Genomic DNA, 21,808 nt, shown 5'->3' on the forward strand with positions numbered 1-21,808 from the left:
ACAATACCGCCATTCATTCTTACACAGACAAGCCGCCGAGATTTAGGCGGCTTGTATTTTTATTTTCATTTTGCGGATTATATTTACCGCATATTTTACTAGGCAAAAGCAGTCCAAACGCTTTTGCGGAGACGACAAACCATGCAAAAAATTCCATTGACCGTACACGGCGCAGAATTACTCAAACAAGAATTGCAACGCCTCAAAAGCGTCGCCCGTCCCGAAATCATCGAAGCCATCGCCGAAGCCCGTTCGCACGGCGACTTGTCCGAAAACGCCGAATACGAAGCCGCCAAAGAAAAACAAGGCTTTATCGAAGGACGTATTTCCGAGTTGGAACACAAATTGTCCATGGCACACATCATCAACCCTGCCGAAATCCACGCAGAAGGCAAAATCGTCTTCGGTACGACCGTAACGCTGGAAGATTTGGAAACCGAAGAACACGTTACCTATCAAATCGTCGGCGAAGACGAAGCAGACATCAAAGAAGGCAAAATCTACGTCGGCTCCCCCATTGCCCGAGCCCTAATCGGCAAAGAGGAAGGCGATGTCGCCGAAGTACAAGCCCCCGGCGGCGTACGCGAATACGACATTATTTCGGTTCAATATATCTGATTGCCCCGAATTGCCTTGATATAAAGAGAACAGAGGTCGTCTGAAAACCAAGAAAAATGGTTTTCAGACGACCTTTTCAACATTCAACCTAATTACTGTTCAAAAAGAACGATAAATCAAAGTTTCAACACAAGACAACTTATAGTGGATTAAATTTAAATCAGGACAAGGCGACGAAGCCGCAGACAGTACAGATAGTACGGCAAGGCTAGGCAACGCCGCACCGGTTTAAAGTTAATCCACTATAATTCCACATTCCTGCTCCCCTACTTTGTTCATCCGCATTCAGTAAAAAAGGTCGTCTGAAATTTTTCAGACGACCTTTTATCAATCAAAATCGGCTCAACGATTATTCAGGCGCTTTTTCTTCGCGCGCAGGAGCTTCGGTCAATGCTTTGATAGACAGACGCACGCGGCCGCGGTCGTCCACTTCCAATGCTTTCACATTCACAACCTGACCGACTTGCAGATAGTCGCTGACGTTGCGTACGCGCTCGTGGGCGATTTGGCTGATGTGTACCAAACCGTCTTTGCCCGGCATCACGCTGACGATGGCGCCGACGTTGTTGTCGAGGATTTTAACCACAGTACCTTCGTACACTTTGCCCACTTCCACTTCGGCAGTGATTTCTTCGATGCGTTTTTTCGCAGCGTCGCCGGCTTCTTGAGTGGTTGCGGCAATAGTGATGGTGCCGTCTTCCGCGATATTGATTTCAGTACCGGTTTCAGCGGTAATCGCGCGGATGGTTTCACCGCCTTTGCCAATGACTTCACGAATTTTGTCTTGGTTGATTTTCATGGTAAACAGGCGCGGAGCGTGAGCGGACAGCTCTTGCGGACCTGCCACGGCGGCTTTCATCTGTTCCAAGATGTGCAGACGCGCGTCTTTGGCTTGCGCCAAGGCAATCTGCATGATTTCTTTGGTAATACCTTGGATTTTGATGTCCATTTGCAGCGCGGTTACGCCTTCGGTCGTACCGGCAACTTTAAAGTCCATATCGCCCAAGTGATCCTCATCACCCAAGATGTCGGTCAACACGGCGAATTTGTTGTTGTCCAAAATCAGACCCATTGCGATACCGGCAACGTGTGCTTTCAAAGGCACACCGGCAGACAGCAAGCTCAAACAGCCGCCGCAGACGGAAGCCATAGAAGACGAACCGTTGGACTCGGTAATCTCGGAAACAACACGCATGGTGTAGCTGAATTCTTCAGGGGACGGCAATACGGCAACCAGTGCGCGTTTTGCCAAGCGGCCATGTCCGATTTCGCGGCGTTTCGGCGCGCCGACGCGACCCACTTCGCCGGTAGAATACGGCGGGAAGTTGTAATGCAGCATAAAGCGGTCGGTGTATTCGCCGGAGAGTGCGTCAATAATTTGCTCGTCGCGCGAAGTACCCAAAGTCGCTACGGCAAGGGCTTGGGTTTCGCCACGGGTAAACAGAGCAGAACCATGTGTACGCGGCAGTACGCCGGTTTGGATGTTCAACGGACGGACGGTGCGGGTATCGCGACCGTCGATACGCGGCTGACCTTCCAAAATTTGGGTGCGGACAACGTCAGCTTCCAAATGTTTGAAAATACCTTTGATTTCGTTGGCAGCCAGAGTATCAGTTTCTTCGGTAATCAGCGCATCTTTTACTGCGTTCCAAGCTTCGTCCAATTTAGCGGAACGCGCTTGTTTTTGACGGATTTTGAACGCTTCTTTAATGGCTTCGCCTGCGATTTCGCGCACTTTGGCAACCAATTCTTCATTGGTTTCAGGCGCTTTCCAATCCCATACTTCAGGGTTTACTTCGTCGGCGAACTCGTTGATGGCGTTAATCGCTACCTGCATTTGGTCATGACCGTAAACGACGGCACCCAGCATCACATCTTCCGGCAGGATTTTGGCTTCAGATTCCACCATCAAAACAGCTTTGGATGTACCCGCAACCACCAAGTCCAGCTTAGATTTAGCCAATTCGGCTTTGGTCGGGTTCAATACGTACACACCGTTTACATAACCTACGCGTGCGGCACCAATCGGACCGGCAAACGGTACGCCGCTCAACACCAGCGCAGCAGACGCGCCCAGCATTGCAGGAATGTCAGAATCGATTTCAGGGTCAACAGACACGACCATCGCTACGATTTGGATGTCATGGTAGAAACCTTCTGGGAACAGAGGACGAATCGGACGGTCAATCAGACGGCTGGTCAGGATTTCTTTTTCGCTTTGTTTGCCTTCGCGTTTGAAGAAACCGCCGGGGATTTTACCTGCTGCGTAAGTACGCTCGAGGTAATCGACAGTCAGAGGGAAGAAGTCTTGGCCTTCTTTCACTTCTTTGTTGGTGGTAACGGCAACCAAAACAACGGTATCGCCCATGGATACTTTAACGGCAGCGGCGGCTTGGCGCGCAATTTCGCCGGTTTCCAAAGTAACGGTGTGATTGCCATATTGGAAGGTTTTAACGTGTTTATCGAACATTTCGTTCCTTTCAGAATGCCGCACGCTAAAACACTAATAATGCACACTAAAAGTGAGAATGTGCATAGTTAGGGTTTCAGGTGTACGGCGGTTGGTAAAAACTATATTTTTCAGACGACTTCAAACAGTCAATCCAAACGCGCATTATAATAGCAAATGTAAGTAAATCCAAGCATTCATGACAGCGAAAGGTCGTCTGAAACATACTTCTGTGTTTCAGACGACCTTTTATCAAATTTATGATTCGTTGGTTAAAAGATTTAATGCTTCCCGATATTTATCAACTGTTTTCTGAATAACATCGCTAGGGACGTCCGGTGCCGGAGCTTTTTTGTTCCAACCGCTTTGCTCCAACCAATCCCGAACAAATTGCTTATCAAAAGACGGTGGATTGGTGCCGACTTGATATTGGTCAGCCGGCCAAAAGCGGCTGGAATCGGGCGTCAGTACTTCATCCATCAAGGTTAATGTACCGTTTTCATCCAGCCCGAATTCAAATTTGGTATCGCATATGATGATACCGCGTGATTTTGCATATTCTGCAGCTTCCGTATAAAGCTGAATGGCTTTAGCGCGCACTTCAGCCGCCAACTCTTTACCGATAATGCGTTCGCATTCTTCAAAACTGATGTTTTCATCATGATCACCGACGGCAGCCTTGGTGGACGGGGTAAAAATCACTTCCGGAAGCTGCTGCGCTTCTTTCATCCCTTCGGGAAGTTTGATGCCGCAGACAGAACCGTTTTTTTGGTAATCTTTCCACCCGCTGCCCGCCAAATAACCGCGCACAATCGCCTCTACTTTGACAGGAGTCAGTTTCTTGGCGACAACCGCGCGTTTCTCGATGGCTTTGGCTTCACGTTCAGGCAACACATCATAAACCGTATCGCCGGTAAAATGATTGGGCATGATATGCGCCAGTTTTTGAAACCAGAAATTGGAAATCTGCGTCAGAATTTCTCCTTTACCCGGAATCGGATTGTCTAAAATCACGTCAAATGCAGACAATCGGTCGGATGCGACCATCAACATGCACTTGCTGTCGATTTCGTATAAATCTCGCACCTTTCCGGAGTAAATCTTTTTCAAGCTGATTTCGGACATTTCAGGTTTCTCCCTTCGCTGACTCGGTTTAAACAGGATTCCGTTATTTTATCCGAATTTGGATTTTTGGGTCAGATTGTTTACAAAATAGGTCGTCTGAAAACGTTTTGCACGGATGCAGACGCTTTCAGACGACCTTATCAATCCTAAGTATAGCTAATCAGAGATTAGATGCTAGGCACTTGGGTTTGTTGTTGGATGCTGTTTACAGCTGACAGAGAGTAGTAATCGCCATGACCGGTTACTTCGTAAGTGCTGCCATCGGCAAACTTGAAGTTTTCGATCTTATGGTTGTTACCGGAGAACCAGTCGTCAATGGTAACAGTGTCACCGCCGCCGACAGATACGGTCAGGCTGTTGCCTGTTTTGCTCAACAACACGTCGGAAGCAGAAATACCTTTGCCGAATTGCAGGGTATCGTTACCGCTTTCGTCTTGGATGGTGTCACGACCGTAACCTTTATCGAAGAAGTAGGTATCGTCGCCGGTACCGCCGATCAGGACATCGTTGCCGATGCCGCCGTCGAGGTAATCGTTACCGTCTTTACCAACCAGGCAGTCATCGCCTGCCAAGCCGTACAGGTGGTTGTTGCCGGAGTTGCCGTTGATATCGTTGTTCAGAGCGTTACCAGTACCGTTGAGATTGCCGGAACCTTGCAAGAACAGGTGTTCAACGTTGTCGGTCAGGGTGTAGTCGATTACTGTACGGACAGTATCGATACCGCCGTTTAAATTACCATATTCGATAACTTCGTCGCCTTTGTGATCAACAAAGTAAACGTCATTACCATCACCACCGCGCATGATGTCAGCGTCGGCACCACCGTTCAAGTAGTCGTTACCGTCACCGCCTTGCAGGTAGTCTTTACCGCCTTGACCGTACAGAGAGTCGCCGTTGTTACCGCCTTGCAAAGTGTCGTTGCCGTCACCGCCGTAAATCACGTCGGCACCGTCGCCGCCATAAATCACGTCTTCACCACTAGTACCGTAAATGGTATCTTTCTTATCAGTACCTACGGTATTGGTCAGGCCATTTTTATCTTTGGTCGAACCATCAACATGGATAATGTTGCCCGGATTTTTGTCGTCATGTCCGTAGGTATTTTGTTGGTTTTGATCATCAACACAATCTTTGCAGTCTTTATCGTTGGGTTTAGGCTGCGGTTTGGGCTGCGGTTGAGGTTTAGGCTGCGGCTGCGGCTGCGGTTGAGGTTTAGGCTGCGGCTGAGGTTGTGGCTGCGGCTTAGGTTGGGGTTGTGGGTGTGGTTGAGGCTGTGGTTTTGGTTCAACCGGTGGGCAGTAAGGATCAACATGCTTTGGAGGAACCGGTTTTGGAGCTGGTTTAGGGTAATAAGGTTTACCCGGATTGCATTTGAAATCAATAATAATGCATTTGTACACGGGTTTCGGCGGAGGGCAGTAGGCGCCATGACCGAATTTGCCGTGAGGCATTTTGAAGCCGTGTGAAGAACCGTAGTTATGGAAACCGCCTTTGTAACCGAAACCGCCATGGCTAGGAGGGCAGTAAGGATTGTAGGGTTTAGCCGGAGGGCAGTATGAGTTGAAGTGGGCTTTAGAAGAATAGCCGCCATAATGATAAGTCATGATAAATCACTCCCAGAATATATGTAATTAAGAAGCATAGGCCTTTTGTCAAAATGCAAACTGATCAAACTGCCTACACTGTTATTCTAGTGATATTTCATGATTAACTGTTTTTCAATTCGCTAACGGTTGAAATTTCAGACGAATGGAAACATTTTTTAAAGCAATCAAATTTAAATTGACACTTTATTCTAATGATAATTCCTTTTTAAAAAACAAGATATTGATTATTTTGTCGAAATAATATTATTTATTTCAACGTACTATTTATTGTTTTTTTCCACAACAGAGATTCCTTTTTTCCCCTTCAAACAAAATTTTTCATCATTCGTCTTATCTTACCACCAAATATTAGCGAGACATTGCAACGATCGTTCCTTACCCCGTTCAAATTTTCCGATAAACATAAGTTCAAAACGGTGAAGGCGTAAAATGCTGTTAAGAGCTGATGTTTGCTCTATAATGATGTCCATCTTGCCGAAACAATATTCATTAAGGAGATATACCATGAGGACTCTGCTGACAGGCTCTAAAGGACAACTCGCACACTGCTTCCGAGACCGACTTCCTGATAATTGGGAGCTGATTGCTACTGACTCCTCTTCCTTGGATATTACAGATGCCGATGCCGTTCGCAATATGGTTCAAAGCTTTCAACCCGATGCAATTGTCAATGCCGCTGCCTATACCGCTGTCGATCGCGCAGAAACAAACGTTCCTGCAGCATTTGCCGTTAACGCCGCAGCCGTTCACAACCTTGCCGATGCGGCACGTTCTGTTCATGCCCGATTTATCCATGTATCGACCGATTACGTTTTCGACGGGACAAGCAAAACGCCCTATCGTGAACATGACTACACCAATCCGCAAAGCGTATATGGCCGCACTAAAGCCACCGGCGAACTACTCGCGCTTGCCGCTAATCCGGAAAGCACAATTATCCGTACCTCTTGGCTATTTAGCGAATACGGCAATAATTTTGTTAAAACCATGCTGCGCTTGGCAAAAGAACGAGACAGCCTTTCCGTTGTCAACGATCAAATCGGATGCCCGACCTATGCGGGGGATTTGGCGCAAGCCATCATTACCCTTTTGCAACACCCATCGCCTTCTAGAGGTATCTACCACTTCGGCGGCAACAAATCGGTTACTTGGTATGAATTCAGTCAAACTATCTTTCAAACAGCACTAAAACATGACAATAATTTCAAAATGCCGCAATTAACACCCATCACCACTGATCAATATCCTCTTCCTGCACCACGTCCCGAGTACAGTATTATGGATTGTCGAAAAATCGAAAACGATTACGGCATCAAACCCTCTGACTGGCAAAAAGCTTTAAACGACATCATCGGTAAATTGGACTAATCTTTACTGAAAAGCCCCTGTTATCAGGGGCTTTTTTATATAAACGTCAAGCCTTACGAAACAGGTATTTAACTTTACACAATTCATCTTTTAGTTTAAATAAAAAACAGCTATCATTATAATCTAACATCTCACAATATATTGAATAAGCGATAAAAGCCCAATAAACAATCAACGACAGGATTATTAAACGGTAAATTTATGATTTTATTCATCTTTCGTTTCGGGATAATCCTTTAAATCACAGAAAGGAAAAATAATGCCACATCGCAGACGACTGGCTATTTACCAAGCCGCAAAACGCGCCTCCTTCACCGGAAAACCGGTTGCTCCAACTACACCCGTAGCCGGTTAAACAAAACAGAGGGGATGATGCTTACCCCTCATGATATTTCAAAGGTTGTCTGAAATAAAAATCAGGCAGCCTTTTATTCATATAGCGGTAGCGTAAGAACAAAATCCTGAAATTCTTTGAAAATTTTTCAGACGAGCTGTTTTCAATTTATCGAAACCAACTTATCAAAACAGAAATACTTTCAGCCGTTATACCCCATCACATTTTGTTTCCAAAAAGGTTTTCAATTTTTCCCCATCCAAAAACCAATGGCAAATTTCTGTTTCGCCATCAAGCAAAACAGGGACAAGTTCATTATATTTTTCCTCCAAGACAGGATCTTCATCAACATCAAGAATTTCCAGCTCAAAGCCAAATCTTTCTTGATATGGTTTAAGCTGTTCGCGCATTTTGTGGCAGAGGCTGCAATATTCGCGAAACATCAACGTCAGTTTCATAATAGACACTTTACTGTAAACGGAAATCGAGATTGTAAGGTATAGCCGATTAACTTCAAAACGGCAGTTCGGCATATACTGTTTTATTTTAGAGTAGATGCAAAAGGTCGTCTGAAACCAAAGATTTTGGTTTCAGACGACCTTGTTTGAATTCTAGATGAAATTAAGACTGAACATTAATACCGGCGGTAATGGTAGTTTGGGCATTGTTGATATTCAGAAACGAAGCAGCCAATTCGCTGCAACACCCACAGCAAGTAGCTACTCCTAATTGAGCCTGCAAATCGCTCATCGTACTTGCGCCGGCGGCGATGGTTTCTTTGATTTCGTGGTCGGTAATGGCGTTGCAGATGCAGACAAACATAATGTGCTCCGTGTTTTCTTTCGCTCAGTATTGATAGTGTGTTTTATTCTTAAACATGAATATAAATAAAAACTGTTTGCATTGCAAGGTTTACTTCTTGGTTTATCTTGGTAATTTTCTATTGAAATATATATTTCGATTGATATTTTATAAATTAACTCATTTTGAATGTTTAATGCCATATCAACAAAAAAGGTCGTCTGAAAACGAAATTTCCGTTTTCAGGCGACCTTTTTCAATAGAATCGTTTAATTCCGCGAATGATGTTCGTCAACGATGTTTTTCAGGCGGATGTTAGCGACGTGGGTGTAGATTTGGGTGGTGTTGATGTTGGCGTGTCCGAGCATAAGCTGTACGGCACGCAAATCGACGCCGTGGTTGACGAGGTGGGTGGCGAAGGCGTGGCGCAGGCTGTGCGGGCTGAGCGAGGTGATGCCGGCGGCTTCGGCGTAGTTTTTGACAATCATCCACGCGAGTTGGCGGGAGATGCCGCTGCGTTTTTGGCTGACGAAAACTTCGTCGCAGATTTTGTTTTTGAGCAGCAGCGGGCGCGATTCGGCGCAATAGCGTTCGACCCAGTAAACGGCTTCTTCGCCCATAGGCACGATGCGCAGTTTGTCGCCTTTGCCTATGGTGCGGATGCAGCCGCGGTTGAGGTCGAGATCACCCAGTTGGAGCTTGACGGCTTCGGTTACGCGTAAACCTGTGGCGTACATGACTTCGAGCAGGGCTTTGTCGCGCAGGCCGTGCGGCGTATGGGTATCGGGCGCGGCGAGCAGGTTTTCGATTTGCGCTTCGGTAATCAGTGTGGGCAGCTTTTGCGTCTGTTTCGGGGCTTTGAGGAAACGGGTCGGGTTGTCCGTCCGACGCTCGGTTTCTTCCAACCAGGCGTATAGGCGTTTGCAGGCGGACAGGGCGCGCGCCTGCGAGCTGTGCTTTTCGTCCGCCACATAGACGGCATCCGCCAAATCGGCGGCTTCGGCATCCAGCCAAGTATGCCCGCCCGCTTCCAAACGCACGGCGATTTTTTCCAGATCACGGCGGTAGCCTTGCAAGGTGTTATGGCTGAGACGGTCTTGCAGCCACAGCGATTCGAGCAGTTTGTCTATGAGTTCGTCGGTCATGAGGTTTTACGGGCAGTCCTAAGATGGGGGTATCGTGGATCGAATATGAATCAGGACAAGCCAACCCTGCCCTGATTGACATCCACTATAAAAGGTCGTCTGAAAATGAAAACCTGCTTGGGCAGAGCCCGCCCTGTTCGTTTTCAGACGACCTTTTGCTGCATTACGGTTTATCGGGACAGCGTTTCCAACACTTCCTGCGCGTGTCCGGCAACTTTGACTTTGCGCCATTCGTGGATGATTTCGCCGTTTGCGTCCAATACGAATGTGCTGCGTTCAATGCCCAAAGACTCTTTGCCGTACAGTTTTTTCAACTTGATCACGTCAAACATTTTGCACACGGTTTCGTCTTTGTCGCTCAACAATTCAAAATTGAAGCCTTGCTTGGCGCAGAAATTCTGATGCGATTTCACGCCATCACGCGAGATGCCGACGACGGTATAGCCGAGTTCTTTGAATTGCGGCAAACGGGCGTTGAAATCCAAGCCTTCGGTGGTGCAGCCGGGCGTGCTGTCTTTGGGGTAGAAATAAACAATCAACGGCAGATGTTCGGCAGAATCGAAGTCGTTGCCGCTGCTTGAGGGCAAAGTGAATCGGTATTGGATCATGATGTCTCCTTTCAGACGACCTAAGACGGAAACGTAGTAGCGGGCAAGGAAATAAAATGAATCCCCAACATAGCCGCTTCGGCGTTTCACCACAATCTTGCAAACTGCGTCAGCGTTCGCTCAAATTCAGATAATTGCGCGTTCCCTGCAAATCGTTCAGCGCATTGAGCAACAGTTGGAAATGTTCGTCATTGCCTTGCAAGTCCAACTCGTCAGCATTGACGGTCAGCAACGGGGAATTTTGATAAAGGTGGAAAAACTGGCTGTATCCCTCGTGTATCCGCCCCAAATAGCCTTCGGGGAAAAGATTGATGATGCCGTCGCCGCGTTTTTGCAGGCGTTTGCGGTTGCCGTCCACGGCGGTTTGCAGGTAAATCACCAAATCGGGCGCGGGATACTGCGGCAGGATTTTTTGTTTCAAATCGGCGAAGAGCTGCTGCTCGTCTTCATTCAACACGACCGGCGTGAAAATCCGGTCTTTTTCCAACAGGAAATCGGCGACGACCATGCCGCCTTGTGCGTATTCGTTTTTGATGATGTCCACGCTTTCGGCTCGGCGCATCAGGAAAAAAAGCTCGGTTGCCAAGCCGTGATGGGAGGCGTTGGCGTAAAACTTCATGAGGAAGGGGTTGTGTTCGGGGTTTTCCGCCAGCGACAGCGCGCTGAAATGTTCTGCAAGGCGGCGGCTCAAGGCGTTTTTCCCGCTGCCGATGGAGCCTTCGACGACAATATAACGGTAGTTCATGGTTTGATGAATGATTTTGTTTTGATATTTTGGAAAGGTGGCATTTTATCAGACCGACGGAGTTTGCCCAAACCTGCCGCCGCCCTTCTTGAAAGGTCGTCTGAAAAAGGAAACTGCCAAGCCATTTCCCTTTTCAGACGACCTCTTGAACCTAGTTGCTTCAAATATAAACTTTGACACGCGATTGAAGCAAACAGATGTTTTTATTTCACCGTCTTGCTTCAAACGGCTTCTTCCAACAGGCGTATCCCTTCATCGCCCAAAGCAGCCGCCAAATCCGCCGCCCGTCCGTGTCCGCCCAAAACAAAATCGGGCAGGATTTCAGCCAGCGGCTTCATCACAAAGCTGCGTTCGTGCGCGCGCGGATGCGGTAGGGTCAGATGCGGGTCGCTGCTGGAAATGCCGTCAAAATCGATGATGTCCAGGTCCAATGTGCGCGGGGCGTTTCGGAACGTGCGTTTCCGCCCGAAATCCGCCTCGATGCGGTTCAACACGGCAAGCAGCGAAACGCCGTCCAATGAAGTGCGGACGGAACAAACGGCGTTGACGAAATCAGGCTGATTGTCGTAGCCGACCGGCGCGGTCAAATATAACGAGGAAGTTTTTTCGATTTGAATCTGCGGATGCGCCTCCAGCGCGGATAAGGCGGCGCGGACTTGGCGGGCAGGTTCGGCAAGGTTGCTGCCCAAAGCGATGACGGCAAAATGGGTTTGCGGCATTTTCAGACGACCTCTTTAAAACGGCAGCGTTTTGGTTTTGGCAAGATAGACGATGCAGCCGACGCAAGCCATCGACAACACATAAATGGCGTAAAACTTCGGCGAACGCGGACGGGAGCGCATCATGACCATGCCCAGCCCGATGTAAACCAGCAGCAGCAGAATTTTGCTGCCGAGCCACGGCGAATTGAAGGGCGAAAAGTGGGTAATCTTCATCAGCCACAAGCCGGTAAAGAGCAGCATGGTGTCGTTGAGATGGGGAAGGGCTTTCCAGATACCCGCCAAAGGTTTATCGGGATGCCGCCAAAGCAGGAAAAAGCGGATATTGAACACCAAAATGGTGATGGTGACGAAAATCTGATGGCTGTATTTTACAAACAGATATTGCATAGCGGTCGCACGTTATTGTTTTTGAAAGAAGCGCCTATTCTACCCCAAACATTCATTCTTGACGTAACTTTTCAAACGCCAACAAATACGGCGGGCAGTTGCGGCGGTTGATAAAACCATAACGCAAAACGGCAAATTCATCCTGCGGCAACCGCTGCGCCCAATCTTCGATTGCCTGCGCTTCATGCTGCCCCGCCTCATGTCCCGGATACAGCACGGCAACCGCCAGCCCGCCCGTTTTCAGCAGCGATAAGGCGGATGTCAACGCGCGGATGCTGGTTGCCGCTTCTGTCGTACAGCTTTTATCGCCGCCGGGCAGCCAGCCGAAATTGAATACCGCCGCGTCCAACGGTTCGCGGATGTGGGTGGCTAGATTTTCATGTCCGTCCAATATCAGTTCCACCCTATCCGCCATGCCCGCTTCTTCCAAGCGTATTCGGGTTTTTGCCAATGCCTGCTCTTGAACGTCAAACGCCCACACTTTCCCGCCGCTGCCAACCGAACGCGCCAGCATCAGCGTATCGTTGCCGTTTCCCGCCGTACCGTCCAAAGCGCGGGTATCAGGTTTTAAGGCTTGTTTGAGAAGCGAGTGTGCAAAAGGGAGGATGTTTTCGAGCTGCATAAAATTAAAGGTCGTCTGAAAATAAAAATACCTTACCGGCCAAGCGGTAAGGTATCAGAATCGATTAATGCGTTACATACATTATTCGGCAGGTTGTTGCACGGTCTCAACTTGAACCGGGGCAGCCGCAGCGGCTTGGGGTTTGTTCTCGTGTTGCAGGCTCACGGCACGGGCAGGAACGATCGTTGAGATGGCGTGTTTATAAACCATTTGGGTAACGGAAGTATTACGCAGCAGAACGACGTATTGGTCAAACGACTCGACTTGGCCTTGCAGTTTGATACCGTTGACCAAATAAATCGAAACCGGAACGTGCTCTTTACGCAACGCATTCAAAAAAGGATCTTGTAACATTTGTCCTTTAGCTGTCATATTCTAAGCTCCATTATTATGATTTTGAAATCGTTTTGAAAACGAACATGAGTCGGATTGTAGACCCGAACGAGAAAAATTACCAACTATTTTTCCGTAAGAATATGCAAACCTCTATCAAACGACGGGCTTTCCAACGATTTTTTACCCGAATGTGTTATACAAATCATTTTAATACAAACGATTTTTACCATAGGGAACAGGTCGGCAGATTTGGATTTTCAGACGACCTTATCATCAGATAAAACATTTTTATTACAATACCTTAGCTAAAATCTTTAAGAGGACTCACCTCCAACCACCCTACTCGTCCCGACTTCAATCTAAAAGGGGCATACCTCGTGGCACGACCCTTGTTCCGTCAGATTTATTTGCTGTACTGTTTTTTCACGCTGACTTTGGTTTTCTTTTTAAAACGGTTTTTCTCTTCCTTGCGGCCTTCGCGTTTTTCGATGCGGTTGCTCAGGCTGACGCGGCGCAGCGGTTTTTTCTTCGGTTTGTCTTCCGCATTTTCATACGGGTTTTCCGAAACATTGTATTGAATCCGCAGCGGCGTGCCTTGCAGGTTGAAGGCTTTGCGGAACGTCTGGGTCAGGTAGCGCGTATAGCTGTCGGAAATCGCGTGCAGCGAATTGCCGTGTACGACAATCACGGGCGGGTTCATGCCGCCTTGGTGGGCATAGCGCATTTTCGGGCGTACCAAACCTGCGCGCGGCGGCTGTTGACGCTCGACGGCGCTTTGCAGGACGCGGGTGATTTTCGGCGTCGGCATCTTAATCATGGCAGCGTTGTAGGCTGCCTGAATGCTGTCGAACAACCCGTCTATACCGCGTTCTTTCAATGCGGAAATGAAGTGGAACTTGGCAAAATCGAGGAAATACAGTTTGCGGGAAATGTCGCGTTTGATCTGCTCGCGCCGCTCTTCGCTGATGCCGTCCCATTTATTGACGGCAACCACCAGCGCGCGCCCTGCTTCCAAGGCGAAACCGGCAATCGTGGCATCTTGGTCGGCGATGTCCTGCTGCGCATCCAACACCAAAACGGCAACGTTTGCCGCTTCAACCGCCTGCATGGCTTTGATAACGGAGAACTTTTCCACCGCCTCATCGACTTTGCCGCGGCGGCGCACACCTGCGGTATCGATGATGGTAAACGGTTTGCCTTCGCGCTCGAAATCGATGTGGATACTGTCGCGCGTCGTGCCTGCCATATCGAAGGCAATCACGCGCTCTTCGCCGAGAATGGCGTTAACCAGCGTGGATTTGCCGACATTCGGACGACCGATAACGGCAAAAACGGGATGTTTTACATCGGCTTCTTCGGCTTCAGGCTCAGGGAAATTTTCTAAAATTTCTTCAATCAGGTAATACACACCGTCGCCGTGCGCACCAGAAATAACGTGCGGCTCGCCCAATGCCAACTCGTAAAACTCGGCGGCAAGCACGGCTCTGTTGCCGCCCTCACCTTTGTTTACCGCCAGATAAACGGGGCGCGGACTTTGGCGCAGACGGTCGGCGATGATTTTGTCTTGCGGGGTCAAGCCGGTGCGGCCGTCCACCAAGAACACGACGGCATCGGCTTCATCGACAGCCTGCAAGGTCTGCTTCGCCATTTCGTGCAAAATCCCGCTGTCCACAACCGGCTCGAAACCGCCGGTATCGATGACGAGATAAGGTTTGCTGCCGATTTTGCCGTGTCCGTAATGGCGGTCGCGGGTCAGGCCGGGCAGGTCGTGCACAAGCGCGTCTTTGGTGCGCGTCAGGCGGTTGAACAAGGTGGATTTGCCGACATTCGGGCGGCCGACAAGGGCGATGGTGGGTTTCATGATGAGGTCTTTCTGTGTCAAGTGTCGGTTCGGAAGCGAACCTGCAACACAAGCAGGTGTTTTCAAAACACGGTAGGTTAAAAAAGATAAGGGGTCGTCTGAAAATAGATTCAACAGCAACAATGGCTTGAGCTGGAATTTCCGTCCCATACAGCCATCTTTGACTTGGGGAACTTGCCTGCGCTTATCAACTACAAATATGGTATGGCGAGTTTCATCCGGCCATAGTTAATGGATTTTACGCAATGAAAAAAATCATCTTAACATCACTATGCATTTTTCTCCCTGTAAATTTCGGGATTGGCTTATTGCTCGGCGTGTATCAAACAGACCGACCACTCAAAATCATAGTCTCATTAATTATCAGCACGCTTTTTTATATCGTACCTATGTATTTTCTACTCAAACGCAAAGCCAAATAATCTGCCTTTTCAGACGACCTGTTCGGCGAATCTTGTCCCTGCATGATGCATATTCAAACAAAAGGTCGTCTGAAAATATAGTGGAACACAATTAAAACAGACAAGGCTTGCCGGAAAGATTCCGACAAGCCACATAGTCTTTCAATTTTTCAGATGACCTTATTTTTGCGAATCCAGCTTCATTTGCAGCAATTCGCGTTCGATGGCGTCTTTAGGCAGCTTTTCCAAAGCCTGCTGATAGCTTTGCGCGGCTTCTTTGGTTTTGTTTTGCGCGGCATAAACATCGCCTTTCGCTTCCAAAAGCAGCGGCTCGAAATCTGCTTCAACTTTCGTATTCAAGGCTGCAATCGCGGCATCGTATTTTTTCTGCTGCAACAGGACGATGCCCAAACGCTGCGCCGCCAATGCTTGAACCAGCGGGGCTTTTTGGTTTTTCAACACCCAGTTCAGATGACCTTCCGCCACATCGTAACGGCGGGCATCATATTCGGTCGCAGCCGCCATCAGCGTCGCTTGCGCGGCGGCAATGGAGTCCGGGTAATTTTGCTGGAGGTTGGTCAAATCGGCATTCACTTCGGCTTGCGAGGCTTTTGCCTGCATTTTATCGACGATTTTCGCCAATACTTCGGCAGCTTCCTGACTTTGCGAGGCTTTATGGCTCTTATACATGGTATAGCCCAAATAGCCCAATGCCGCCGCGATCAGCAGGGCAAACAGCCATCGGCCGGTACTTTTCCAAAAGTATTTAAAATTGTCTAATTCTTGTTGTTCTTCGAGATGGGCTGCCATTTATGCGTTCTTCCATTGTTGTAAAGTGTGGATTAAATCGTCGGCGGCGACGGTTTGCTGACCGTGTGCGCCGTTCATGTCTTTAAGCGTAACCGTACCGTTCGCCAATTCGTCTTGCGCAACAATCAGGGCAAAGCGCGCGCCGCTGTTGTCGGCTTTTTTCATTTGCGCTTTCAGGCTTTGATAGCCGGAATGCTGCATCACGTTGAAACCTTGTGCGCGTAAGGCTTGCGCGTATTTCATCACTTGCAAATCCGCGCCCTCGCCCTGATGCATGGCGTACACGTCAGGCGCGGCATTGACTTCCAGCGAACCGTATTCGCTAACCAGCAGCAGCAGCCGCTCGATGCCCATTGCAAAGCCGATAGACGGAGCGGGCTTGCCGCCGAGTTCTTCAATCAAACCGTCGTAACGGCCGCCGCCGCACACCGTCGCCTGCGCGCCGAGTTTGTCGGTCGTCCATTCAAAAACGGTTTGGTTGTAATAATCCAAGCCGCGCACCAGCCGCGGATTTTCAACATATTGAATGCCCAAGCCTTCCAGCATGGCTTTGAAACGGCTGTAATGATTGCGCGATTCCTCGCCCAGATAATCAGTCAAATGCGGCGCGGCATTGCAGATTTCCTGCAAATCGGGATTTTTAGAATCCAAAACGCGCAACGGATTGGTTTTCAGACGACGTTTGCTGTCTTCGTCCAATTTGTCTTCATAACGGGTCAGATATTCGACCAAAGCCGCACGGTGCGCCGCACGTTCTTCTCGGTTGCCCAAGCTGTTGATTTCCAAAGTCAGGTAATCGCGGATACCCAGCTTGTCCCACAAATCCGCCGACATCGCGATGATTTCCGCGTCGATGTCCGGACCTTCAAAACCCAACGCCTCGATACCAACTTGATGAAACTGGCGGTAGCGTCCTTTTTGCGGACGCTCGCGACGGAACATCGGTCCCATGTACCACAGCTTTTGCGGGCTGTTGTACAACAGATTGTGTTCGACCACCGCGCGCAGGCAGGACGCCGTACCTTCCGGGCGCAGGCTCAGGCTCAAAGAATCGTTGGAATCGGAAAAAGTGTACATTTCCTTGCCGACCACATCGGTTTCTTCACCGATGGAGCGGACAAACAAACCCGTCTGCTCGACAATCGGCGTACGGATTTGCTGATAACCATAAGCACGCGTCCAGCGGCCAACCACATCTTCAAACGCCTGCCAAAACGCAGCGGTCAGCTTGAAATCTTTTTGTTCGACGGGCAAAAGGTCGTTCATGCCTTTGACGGATTGGATTTTTTGTGCCATTTCAAATAGGGATACCGTAATCAAAATAGTCGGCAATTATAGCTGATTTTTAAGGAGTTGTGAGGGTAGTGGCTTGACGTAAAAAAAGTAAAAAGGCCATCTGAAAACATTATTTTACCCCGATTATTCAGACAACCCTCGAACAATCAAATTCATTTACTTATCCAACCTGATCGTTTTCTTCCCAACTTTCGCACAAATTCCCTCCTCTGTACCGCATTGAATCAATTTTCCGTTCTCCACCGCTTTATTAATATCTGCAATCCATTCGACACGCTTAATTTCCGTTCTGGCAGACTGGATCAGATAAATCACCGTACCGAAACACAGCAATCCGGTCAGCGCAAAGACTGCGACCGACGCCCAAACCAGCTTTTTCAAATCCTTTGCCGATTTCTGCTGCCTGCCTTCCACTTCGCGGACGGTCTCCAGCAGCCAATGCCCCGTCGTTTCCAGCCGTTCCGTAAATTTCCCGACCGACTTATCCAAGCCCGACCGCACCGCTTCTGCCGCTTCCTGCCTGATTCTTTCAGCAGAACCATCCAAACGGTTTGACGAAGAATCCAATACCCGCTGTGCCTGCACCGCCAGCTGTTCGGCATTTTTCGCCCGCTTTTCCGTTTGTCCCGCCAAGGTCAGCACATTGGCTGCCAGACGGTCGATTTTCTGTTCCGAACCGTTCATCCTTCCCTCCTAACTGCGCGTCATCCGCATCACGGGCGCATCGTGCTGCATCTGTTCCAGCCGCGCGATTTCCTCCCGCTCCTGCCGTTCATACAGTGCGGCGGCTTCCTGCTGCGTGCTGCGCCCAATGTCGGAAGTGAGCAGGCTGTCCAATGCGGCGTGCATTTTGTCGTCGTCATCCGACAGCAGGGCGGCGAAAGCATAATCGTTGTACTCTTCGATGGATGCGTTTTTGGCCAAGGGGCGGGTGATGTCGACTTCGCTTTTTTCCAAAGATTTTTCTTGTTTTGGAGATAATTGCGGCTGCATATTATGCTCACGGATAATTTTTCCTGCTTTATCTGAATTTAAAAATAAATGCTTAATTTCCAAATAATCTTCTCTTTGACTTCCAGTAAAAGAATTAGGATTAGCTAGAGGATTTTCAGAGATTTTTTCCCATGCCTGAAATAATGGATTTGAGGGATTGGCTTTTATCAACTCAGTAATAACATTAGCTCCTTTGAGAGCGTGTTTATACCCCGACTCTAAATAATCAGGTTTATTATTTTTATTCTTGATAAATCCATCTACCATTTCGGTTATTTCTTGAATATTCTTATATCTATTATGTTGAAGCCCTGTAAGAATTTTACTCCCCAAAAATTCATTTTGATTGTAGACTTTGACATTTACTGTTGCTAATTTTATTTTATCTTCAACCGAAACTTGCTTATATAAATTTGTTTCTTTTAATGGATTAAAAATATTTTGTTCCAATTTTTTTATTTGCTTAATGTCATGATTATGGATAAAAGTAATTCCATCCGAAGAAGCTAAAAATTTGTTTATTTGAAATTTTACATTTCTATCTAGAGACTTTCCTCCTTGGCTTTTAATTTCTTTACCAGTCCTTCCAAGTTCCCTAATAATTTTATCCTCTTGTTCCTTGGGAAAAGATACCTCCTCATTCTTTACCGCCCAATCTTGGTAGGCTCTTACTAAATCTTTAGCTACATCCTTATGTTGTCCCAAATCTGTTTGTATCATGCCTAATGAAAATCCACTGTTACCAACAGGAATCATTCTACCTTCTTTTTCCGTTCCAGTGAACGAAAGCTTATAAGCAACTTCTCGATTGCCAATAGAACCTTCGGAAGTTACTCCAATTGCAAAATAGGCAATTGCCTGGAAATCAGAATTTGATAAATCTTTACTATTCATATAAACATCCTTATTAGACTTTCTATTTTTACTTAGTTAAAGTATCTGATTTGATATATTTTTCACCAACCAATTTATATCTAACCAGTTTTTTATCTTTAAAAATAAAATATTCTTCCTCCTTATCATAGTTAGGACATATAGCCCGCCAATCTGAGTTTGTATTGCAATATCGGACATAAAGTTTATTTCCCTTAATAATGCCTTTTAATTTTCCTGTGTCACCCATTCCCTGCGGAGAACCTTCTGCCCACTCTCCTACTATCATATTTCCACGTTGTTTAAATATAAAATTTCCCATATATTCACGAGAATCATTTGTTGTGTGATAGTACCATTCACCTGAAAAATCAGGTTTTTTCCCTAAGGTAGGTAATGAGAAAACAGATAATAATGTTATTAATAATAATTTTTTAAAATATTTCATATACTTCCTTTCAAAAATAATTCAATACTTTTCAAATAATACTACATCCAGTCAAATAAAACTTACCGATAATCATCAGGACAAGTGAAATCTTACACTCGTCTTTTACGTCGGTTTATACACCATAATACGACAGCCCATAATGTCAGTAGGCCTACCCATATCGGCCAGAAAATAGATAAAATCAGCCATTCGTAAGCAGAACCATATAACGTTTTAAATCCCAATGGTGCTTCTGCCTCTATCATCACAATTTTATTTATAACCATTGGATTGACGCTTTCTACTTTAACATTCCAAATGTTTTTTCCTGATTTTTCTGCGAGTTCAATACAATTTTCTGTTTCAGATAGATTTCTCCAAACTGATTCTGTGTTATACGCAAAGCCATCATCTACAGCTTTCAGAAGACAAATTGGACTATTATTTAGCGAAACAGCAAGCACCACACTTGTTCCTTCACATATAAAGTCTCCCGTCTCATCTGAATGATTGCAATATGCGAAATCTTTATCTGTTTCTTCATTTGAGACACTTCTACGATAACGTAACTTTAATGACGTAATTTCACTGTCAAAAGGCCGCCAAACCTGCCATTGCACTTCCTGCCCGGGAGTCAGTTTTAATTGTGTCCCCGATAAAGAAGAAGACAGTACGCTCAAACTCATGAATGCAGTAAAAAACAATACTGCAAAACACCAAACCTTCCAACCTAGAGTCATTTTAAATTTCACATTTAGTTCCTTTATTCTCAAATCAAACTAACTACATGGACTTATATAATAATGTTTTTCAGACGACCTTTTATCAACAGATAAGCAAGCATTTTGTAAATTGGCACAAAAACTTTGATTTTGAGAAATTTTAGGATATTTCCCTCCATTAAACCGTTTTTCCTGTACTTTTCCGTCAGTTGAAAACAACCACCAAATTTCCTGTCCGTCCTGTGTCAGCATGGAAAACTCTTTTTCGGGAATATGTGGCAGATGGTTTGAAGAAATAAAATCCTCATAAGGTTGGTATGAACTTTGGATACATATGTAGTGTGCATTAGGTGCAACATAAGAAAACGGCAGGGGAGTGTTTTCAGCTTTTTTCCAATCCTCATCACTGATTACGGAAGAAGGGGTGCAACTGGAAAGCACAAATAATGAGAAAAAAGATAACAACTTTTTAGTTAACAGATTTTTAAAATATTTCATAACTGTTCCTGACAATATAGACATTGTTTTTTCGATTCAGCAGCCTGATAGTTGACACTGTTGATCACCATCGCAAGGTCGATGACATCATCCGTAACGCTTGCCGTTCCTCGGTGGGCAACGACGATTTCCTTGGTTCGGAGGTCTTGGTACACTGTGCCTTGGTAATCTGTTACAGGGTTGTTGCGGACGGCCAAGACTTTGTAATCGTTTCCTCCGATAGTGATGGACTCGCCGGGTTTGGTTACCATCCGAGTCTCGTAGGCATCTTTGGCCAAATCAGCCTGCTGTTGTCGGGTAATGCTGCTCATGATGAAACTTCCTCAAGGGTTACAGTTATGGTAAACATTTCTTTATGTTCTTCGGCACTATACAGTTCAGGAGAGGTAATACCGAAATTGACAAAATCCGGAGAAATGGAACCATCTTCCCGTGTAAAATAAGGATATGACCATTTCCAATAATACTTAGTCAATGTTTTTTTCTCCAACAGGTTTCTCATTACATCACTGATGGTAAACCCTGTTTCTTCTTCTTTTCCCGTTGCCTTAAACGTTCCACCGAAGCCATCAGGCTTCCAATGGCAGACACCTTCGCCAAAGTAATCTTCATCCTGTACGGCATCAAAATAGAAAGAGGCTTCATATTCATTTTTACCGACTTGACGAAGCGGAATATCGACGTATTTCCTAGGGTGAGACGTTACGCCTTCTATATGATTGATAACATACGAGCAATCCCGTGCCATATAGCGGATATAGGTATTATTCATCGACACCAACGGCCCGGGTGCGTCGTTGATTTTGATTTTAAGGCGGTATGCCTGTTTGGGATGGGGATTTAGCTGGAATCTTGCTTCGGTTTGTTCCTGAATACTCATGCTTTTCTCCGAACCGCCGCAGGCATTCAGGCTGAGTACTGAAAATACGGAGGCGGTTATTAATGTGGTCATCGGTTTCATCGATTTTCCCTTCTTGGGCTGTCAAAAGGTCGTCTGAAAACCAAATACAAGGTTTGAACTGCACCCAAAAAGTTGGACATCCCCTCCAACTCACAA

General features: G+C 46.8%; 24 protein-coding genes. 2 read left to right on the plus strand and 22 right to left on the minus strand.

Annotated elements, in window-relative coordinates:
• Positions 1 to 141 precede the first annotated feature (141 nt).
• Positions 142 to 618, plus strand: coding sequence for a transcription elongation factor GreA (gene greA, locus HMPREF2954_RS02680; RefSeq protein WP_070688985.1), 477 nt, complete (start codon positions 142 to 144; stop codon positions 616 to 618).
• Between the two features lie 349 nt (positions 619 to 967).
• Here the strand turns inward: greA and pnp are convergent, their stop codons facing one another.
• The 3 genes from pnp to HMPREF2954_RS13205 form a co-directional block, all read right to left on the minus strand.
• Positions 968 to 3,088: a polyribonucleotide nucleotidyltransferase gene (pnp, locus tag HMPREF2954_RS02685; RefSeq protein WP_003757358.1), complete on the minus strand. Its 2,121-nt coding sequence runs from the start codon at positions 3,086 to 3,088 to the stop codon at positions 968 to 970.
• A gap of 237 nt (positions 3,089 to 3,325) precedes the next feature.
• Positions 3,326 to 4,192: a phosphoribosylaminoimidazolesuccinocarboxamide synthase gene (locus tag HMPREF2954_RS02690; protein WP_070688986.1), complete on the minus strand. Its 867-nt coding sequence runs from the start codon at positions 4,190 to 4,192 to the stop codon at positions 3,326 to 3,328.
• A 167-nt stretch (positions 4,193 to 4,359) separates the two neighbouring features.
• Positions 4,360 to 5,796 carry a calcium-binding protein gene (locus HMPREF2954_RS13205; RefSeq protein ID WP_285046290.1) on the minus strand — a complete coding sequence of 479 codons (1,437 nt, stop codon included), beginning with the start codon at positions 5,794 to 5,796 and terminating at the stop codon, positions 4,360 to 4,362.
• Positions 5,797 to 6,303: 507 nt separating this feature from the next.
• Between HMPREF2954_RS13205 and rfbD the strand changes: the two genes are divergently transcribed.
• The gene (gene rfbD / locus HMPREF2954_RS02705) at positions 6,304 to 7,167 is read left to right on the plus strand and encodes a dTDP-4-dehydrorhamnose reductase (RefSeq protein WP_039404659.1); all 864 of its coding nucleotides are present in this window, start codon (positions 6,304 to 6,306) and stop codon (positions 7,165 to 7,167) included.
• Between the two features lie 543 nt (positions 7,168 to 7,710).
• Here the strand turns inward: rfbD and HMPREF2954_RS11380 are convergent.
• The 19 genes from HMPREF2954_RS11380 to HMPREF2954_RS02795 all read right to left on the minus strand — a co-directional run bounded on the left by HMPREF2954_RS11380 (position 7,711) and on the right by HMPREF2954_RS02795 (position 21,712).
• Positions 7,711 to 7,959, minus strand: a complete 249-nt coding sequence (locus tag HMPREF2954_RS11380) for a glutaredoxin family protein (RefSeq protein ID WP_049226338.1) — start codon at positions 7,957 to 7,959, stop codon at positions 7,711 to 7,713.
• Positions 7,960 to 8,122: 163 nt separating this feature from the next.
• Positions 8,123 to 8,323, minus strand: a complete 201-nt coding sequence (locus HMPREF2954_RS02715; RefSeq protein ID WP_016686532.1) for a (2Fe-2S)-binding protein — start codon at positions 8,321 to 8,323, stop codon at positions 8,123 to 8,125.
• A 248-nt stretch (positions 8,324 to 8,571) separates the two neighbouring features.
• Entirely contained in the window at positions 8,572 to 9,447 is an 876-nt protein-coding gene (gene xerD / locus HMPREF2954_RS02720; protein ID WP_045072281.1) for a site-specific tyrosine recombinase XerD, read from the minus strand.
• Positions 9,448 to 9,617: 170 nt separating this feature from the next.
• A complete protein-coding gene (locus HMPREF2954_RS02725) occupies positions 9,618 to 10,055 on the minus strand; it encodes a peroxiredoxin (protein ID WP_045072280.1) in 438 nt (145 codons plus the stop codon).
• Positions 10,056 to 10,164: 109 nt separating this feature from the next.
• Positions 10,165 to 10,800 (minus strand): deoxynucleoside kinase, encoded by a 636-nt coding sequence (locus HMPREF2954_RS02730; RefSeq protein ID WP_003742664.1) that lies wholly within the window; start codon positions 10,798 to 10,800, stop codon positions 10,165 to 10,167.
• A gap of 221 nt (positions 10,801 to 11,021) precedes the next feature.
• Positions 11,022 to 11,519, minus strand: coding sequence for a 2-amino-4-hydroxy-6-hydroxymethyldihydropteridine diphosphokinase (gene folK, locus HMPREF2954_RS02735; RefSeq protein WP_045072278.1), 498 nt, complete (start codon positions 11,517 to 11,519; stop codon positions 11,022 to 11,024).
• 15 nt (positions 11,520 to 11,534) lie between these two features.
• On the minus strand, positions 11,535 to 11,909 hold the full coding sequence (locus HMPREF2954_RS02740) for a SirB2 family protein (protein ID WP_003762962.1): 375 nt from the start codon (positions 11,907 to 11,909) through the stop codon (positions 11,535 to 11,537).
• 52 nt (positions 11,910 to 11,961) lie between these two features.
• On the minus strand, positions 11,962 to 12,531 hold the full coding sequence (gene mnmM / locus HMPREF2954_RS02745; RefSeq protein ID WP_045072276.1) for a tRNA 5-(aminomethyl)-2-thiouridylate-methyltransferase MnmM: 570 nt from the start codon (positions 12,529 to 12,531) through the stop codon (positions 11,962 to 11,964).
• Positions 12,532 to 12,612: 81 nt separating this feature from the next.
• Positions 12,613 to 12,903, minus strand: a complete 291-nt coding sequence (gene hfq / locus HMPREF2954_RS02750; RefSeq protein WP_003755341.1) for an RNA chaperone Hfq — start codon at positions 12,901 to 12,903, stop codon at positions 12,613 to 12,615.
• A 367-nt stretch (positions 12,904 to 13,270) separates the two neighbouring features.
• On the minus strand, positions 13,271 to 14,728 hold the full coding sequence (der, locus tag HMPREF2954_RS02755) for a ribosome biogenesis GTPase Der (RefSeq protein ID WP_060975075.1): 1,458 nt from the start codon (positions 14,726 to 14,728) through the stop codon (positions 13,271 to 13,273).
• Between the two features lie 581 nt (positions 14,729 to 15,309).
• Entirely contained in the window at positions 15,310 to 15,939 is a 630-nt protein-coding gene (locus HMPREF2954_RS02760; protein WP_003755348.1) for a YfgM family protein, read from the minus strand.
• Positions 15,940 to 17,235 carry a histidine--tRNA ligase gene (gene hisS, locus HMPREF2954_RS02765; protein WP_039409966.1) on the minus strand — a complete coding sequence of 432 codons (1,296 nt, stop codon included), beginning with the start codon at positions 17,233 to 17,235 and terminating at the stop codon, positions 15,940 to 15,942.
• 156 nt (positions 17,236 to 17,391) lie between these two features.
• A complete protein-coding gene (locus HMPREF2954_RS02770; protein WP_045072272.1) occupies positions 17,392 to 17,919 on the minus strand; it encodes a hypothetical protein in 528 nt (175 codons plus the stop codon).
• 9 nt (positions 17,920 to 17,928) lie between these two features.
• Positions 17,929 to 19,122 carry a hypothetical protein gene (locus HMPREF2954_RS02775; protein ID WP_052673319.1) on the minus strand — a complete coding sequence of 398 codons (1,194 nt, stop codon included), beginning with the start codon at positions 19,120 to 19,122 and terminating at the stop codon, positions 17,929 to 17,931.
• A 28-nt stretch (positions 19,123 to 19,150) separates the two neighbouring features.
• Positions 19,151 to 19,549: a hypothetical protein gene (locus HMPREF2954_RS02780; protein WP_070688987.1), complete on the minus strand. Its 399-nt coding sequence runs from the start codon at positions 19,547 to 19,549 to the stop codon at positions 19,151 to 19,153.
• A 92-nt stretch (positions 19,550 to 19,641) separates the two neighbouring features.
• On the minus strand, positions 19,642 to 20,283 hold the full coding sequence (locus tag HMPREF2954_RS02785) for a hypothetical protein (protein WP_045072271.1): 642 nt from the start codon (positions 20,281 to 20,283) through the stop codon (positions 19,642 to 19,644).
• Between the two features lie 27 nt (positions 20,284 to 20,310).
• Entirely contained in the window at positions 20,311 to 20,751 is a 441-nt protein-coding gene (locus HMPREF2954_RS12155) for a hypothetical protein (RefSeq protein WP_141755624.1), read from the minus strand.
• Positions 20,748 to 21,062: an alpha/beta hydrolase family protein gene (locus HMPREF2954_RS02790; RefSeq protein ID WP_045072270.1), complete on the minus strand. Its 315-nt coding sequence runs from the start codon at positions 21,060 to 21,062 to the stop codon at positions 20,748 to 20,750. Before HMPREF2954_RS02790 ends, HMPREF2954_RS12155 begins: the two co-directional genes overlap by 4 nt.
• Entirely contained in the window at positions 21,059 to 21,712 is a 654-nt protein-coding gene (locus tag HMPREF2954_RS02795; RefSeq protein WP_045072269.1) for a hypothetical protein, read from the minus strand. The genes HMPREF2954_RS02790 and HMPREF2954_RS02795 overlap by 4 nt, the downstream gene beginning before the upstream one ends.
• Positions 21,713 to 21,808 lie beyond the last annotated feature (96 nt).

The organism is Neisseria sp. HMSC067H09, from assembly GCF_001814135.1.
Classification (GTDB): Bacteria; Pseudomonadota; Gammaproteobacteria; order Burkholderiales; family Neisseriaceae; genus Neisseria.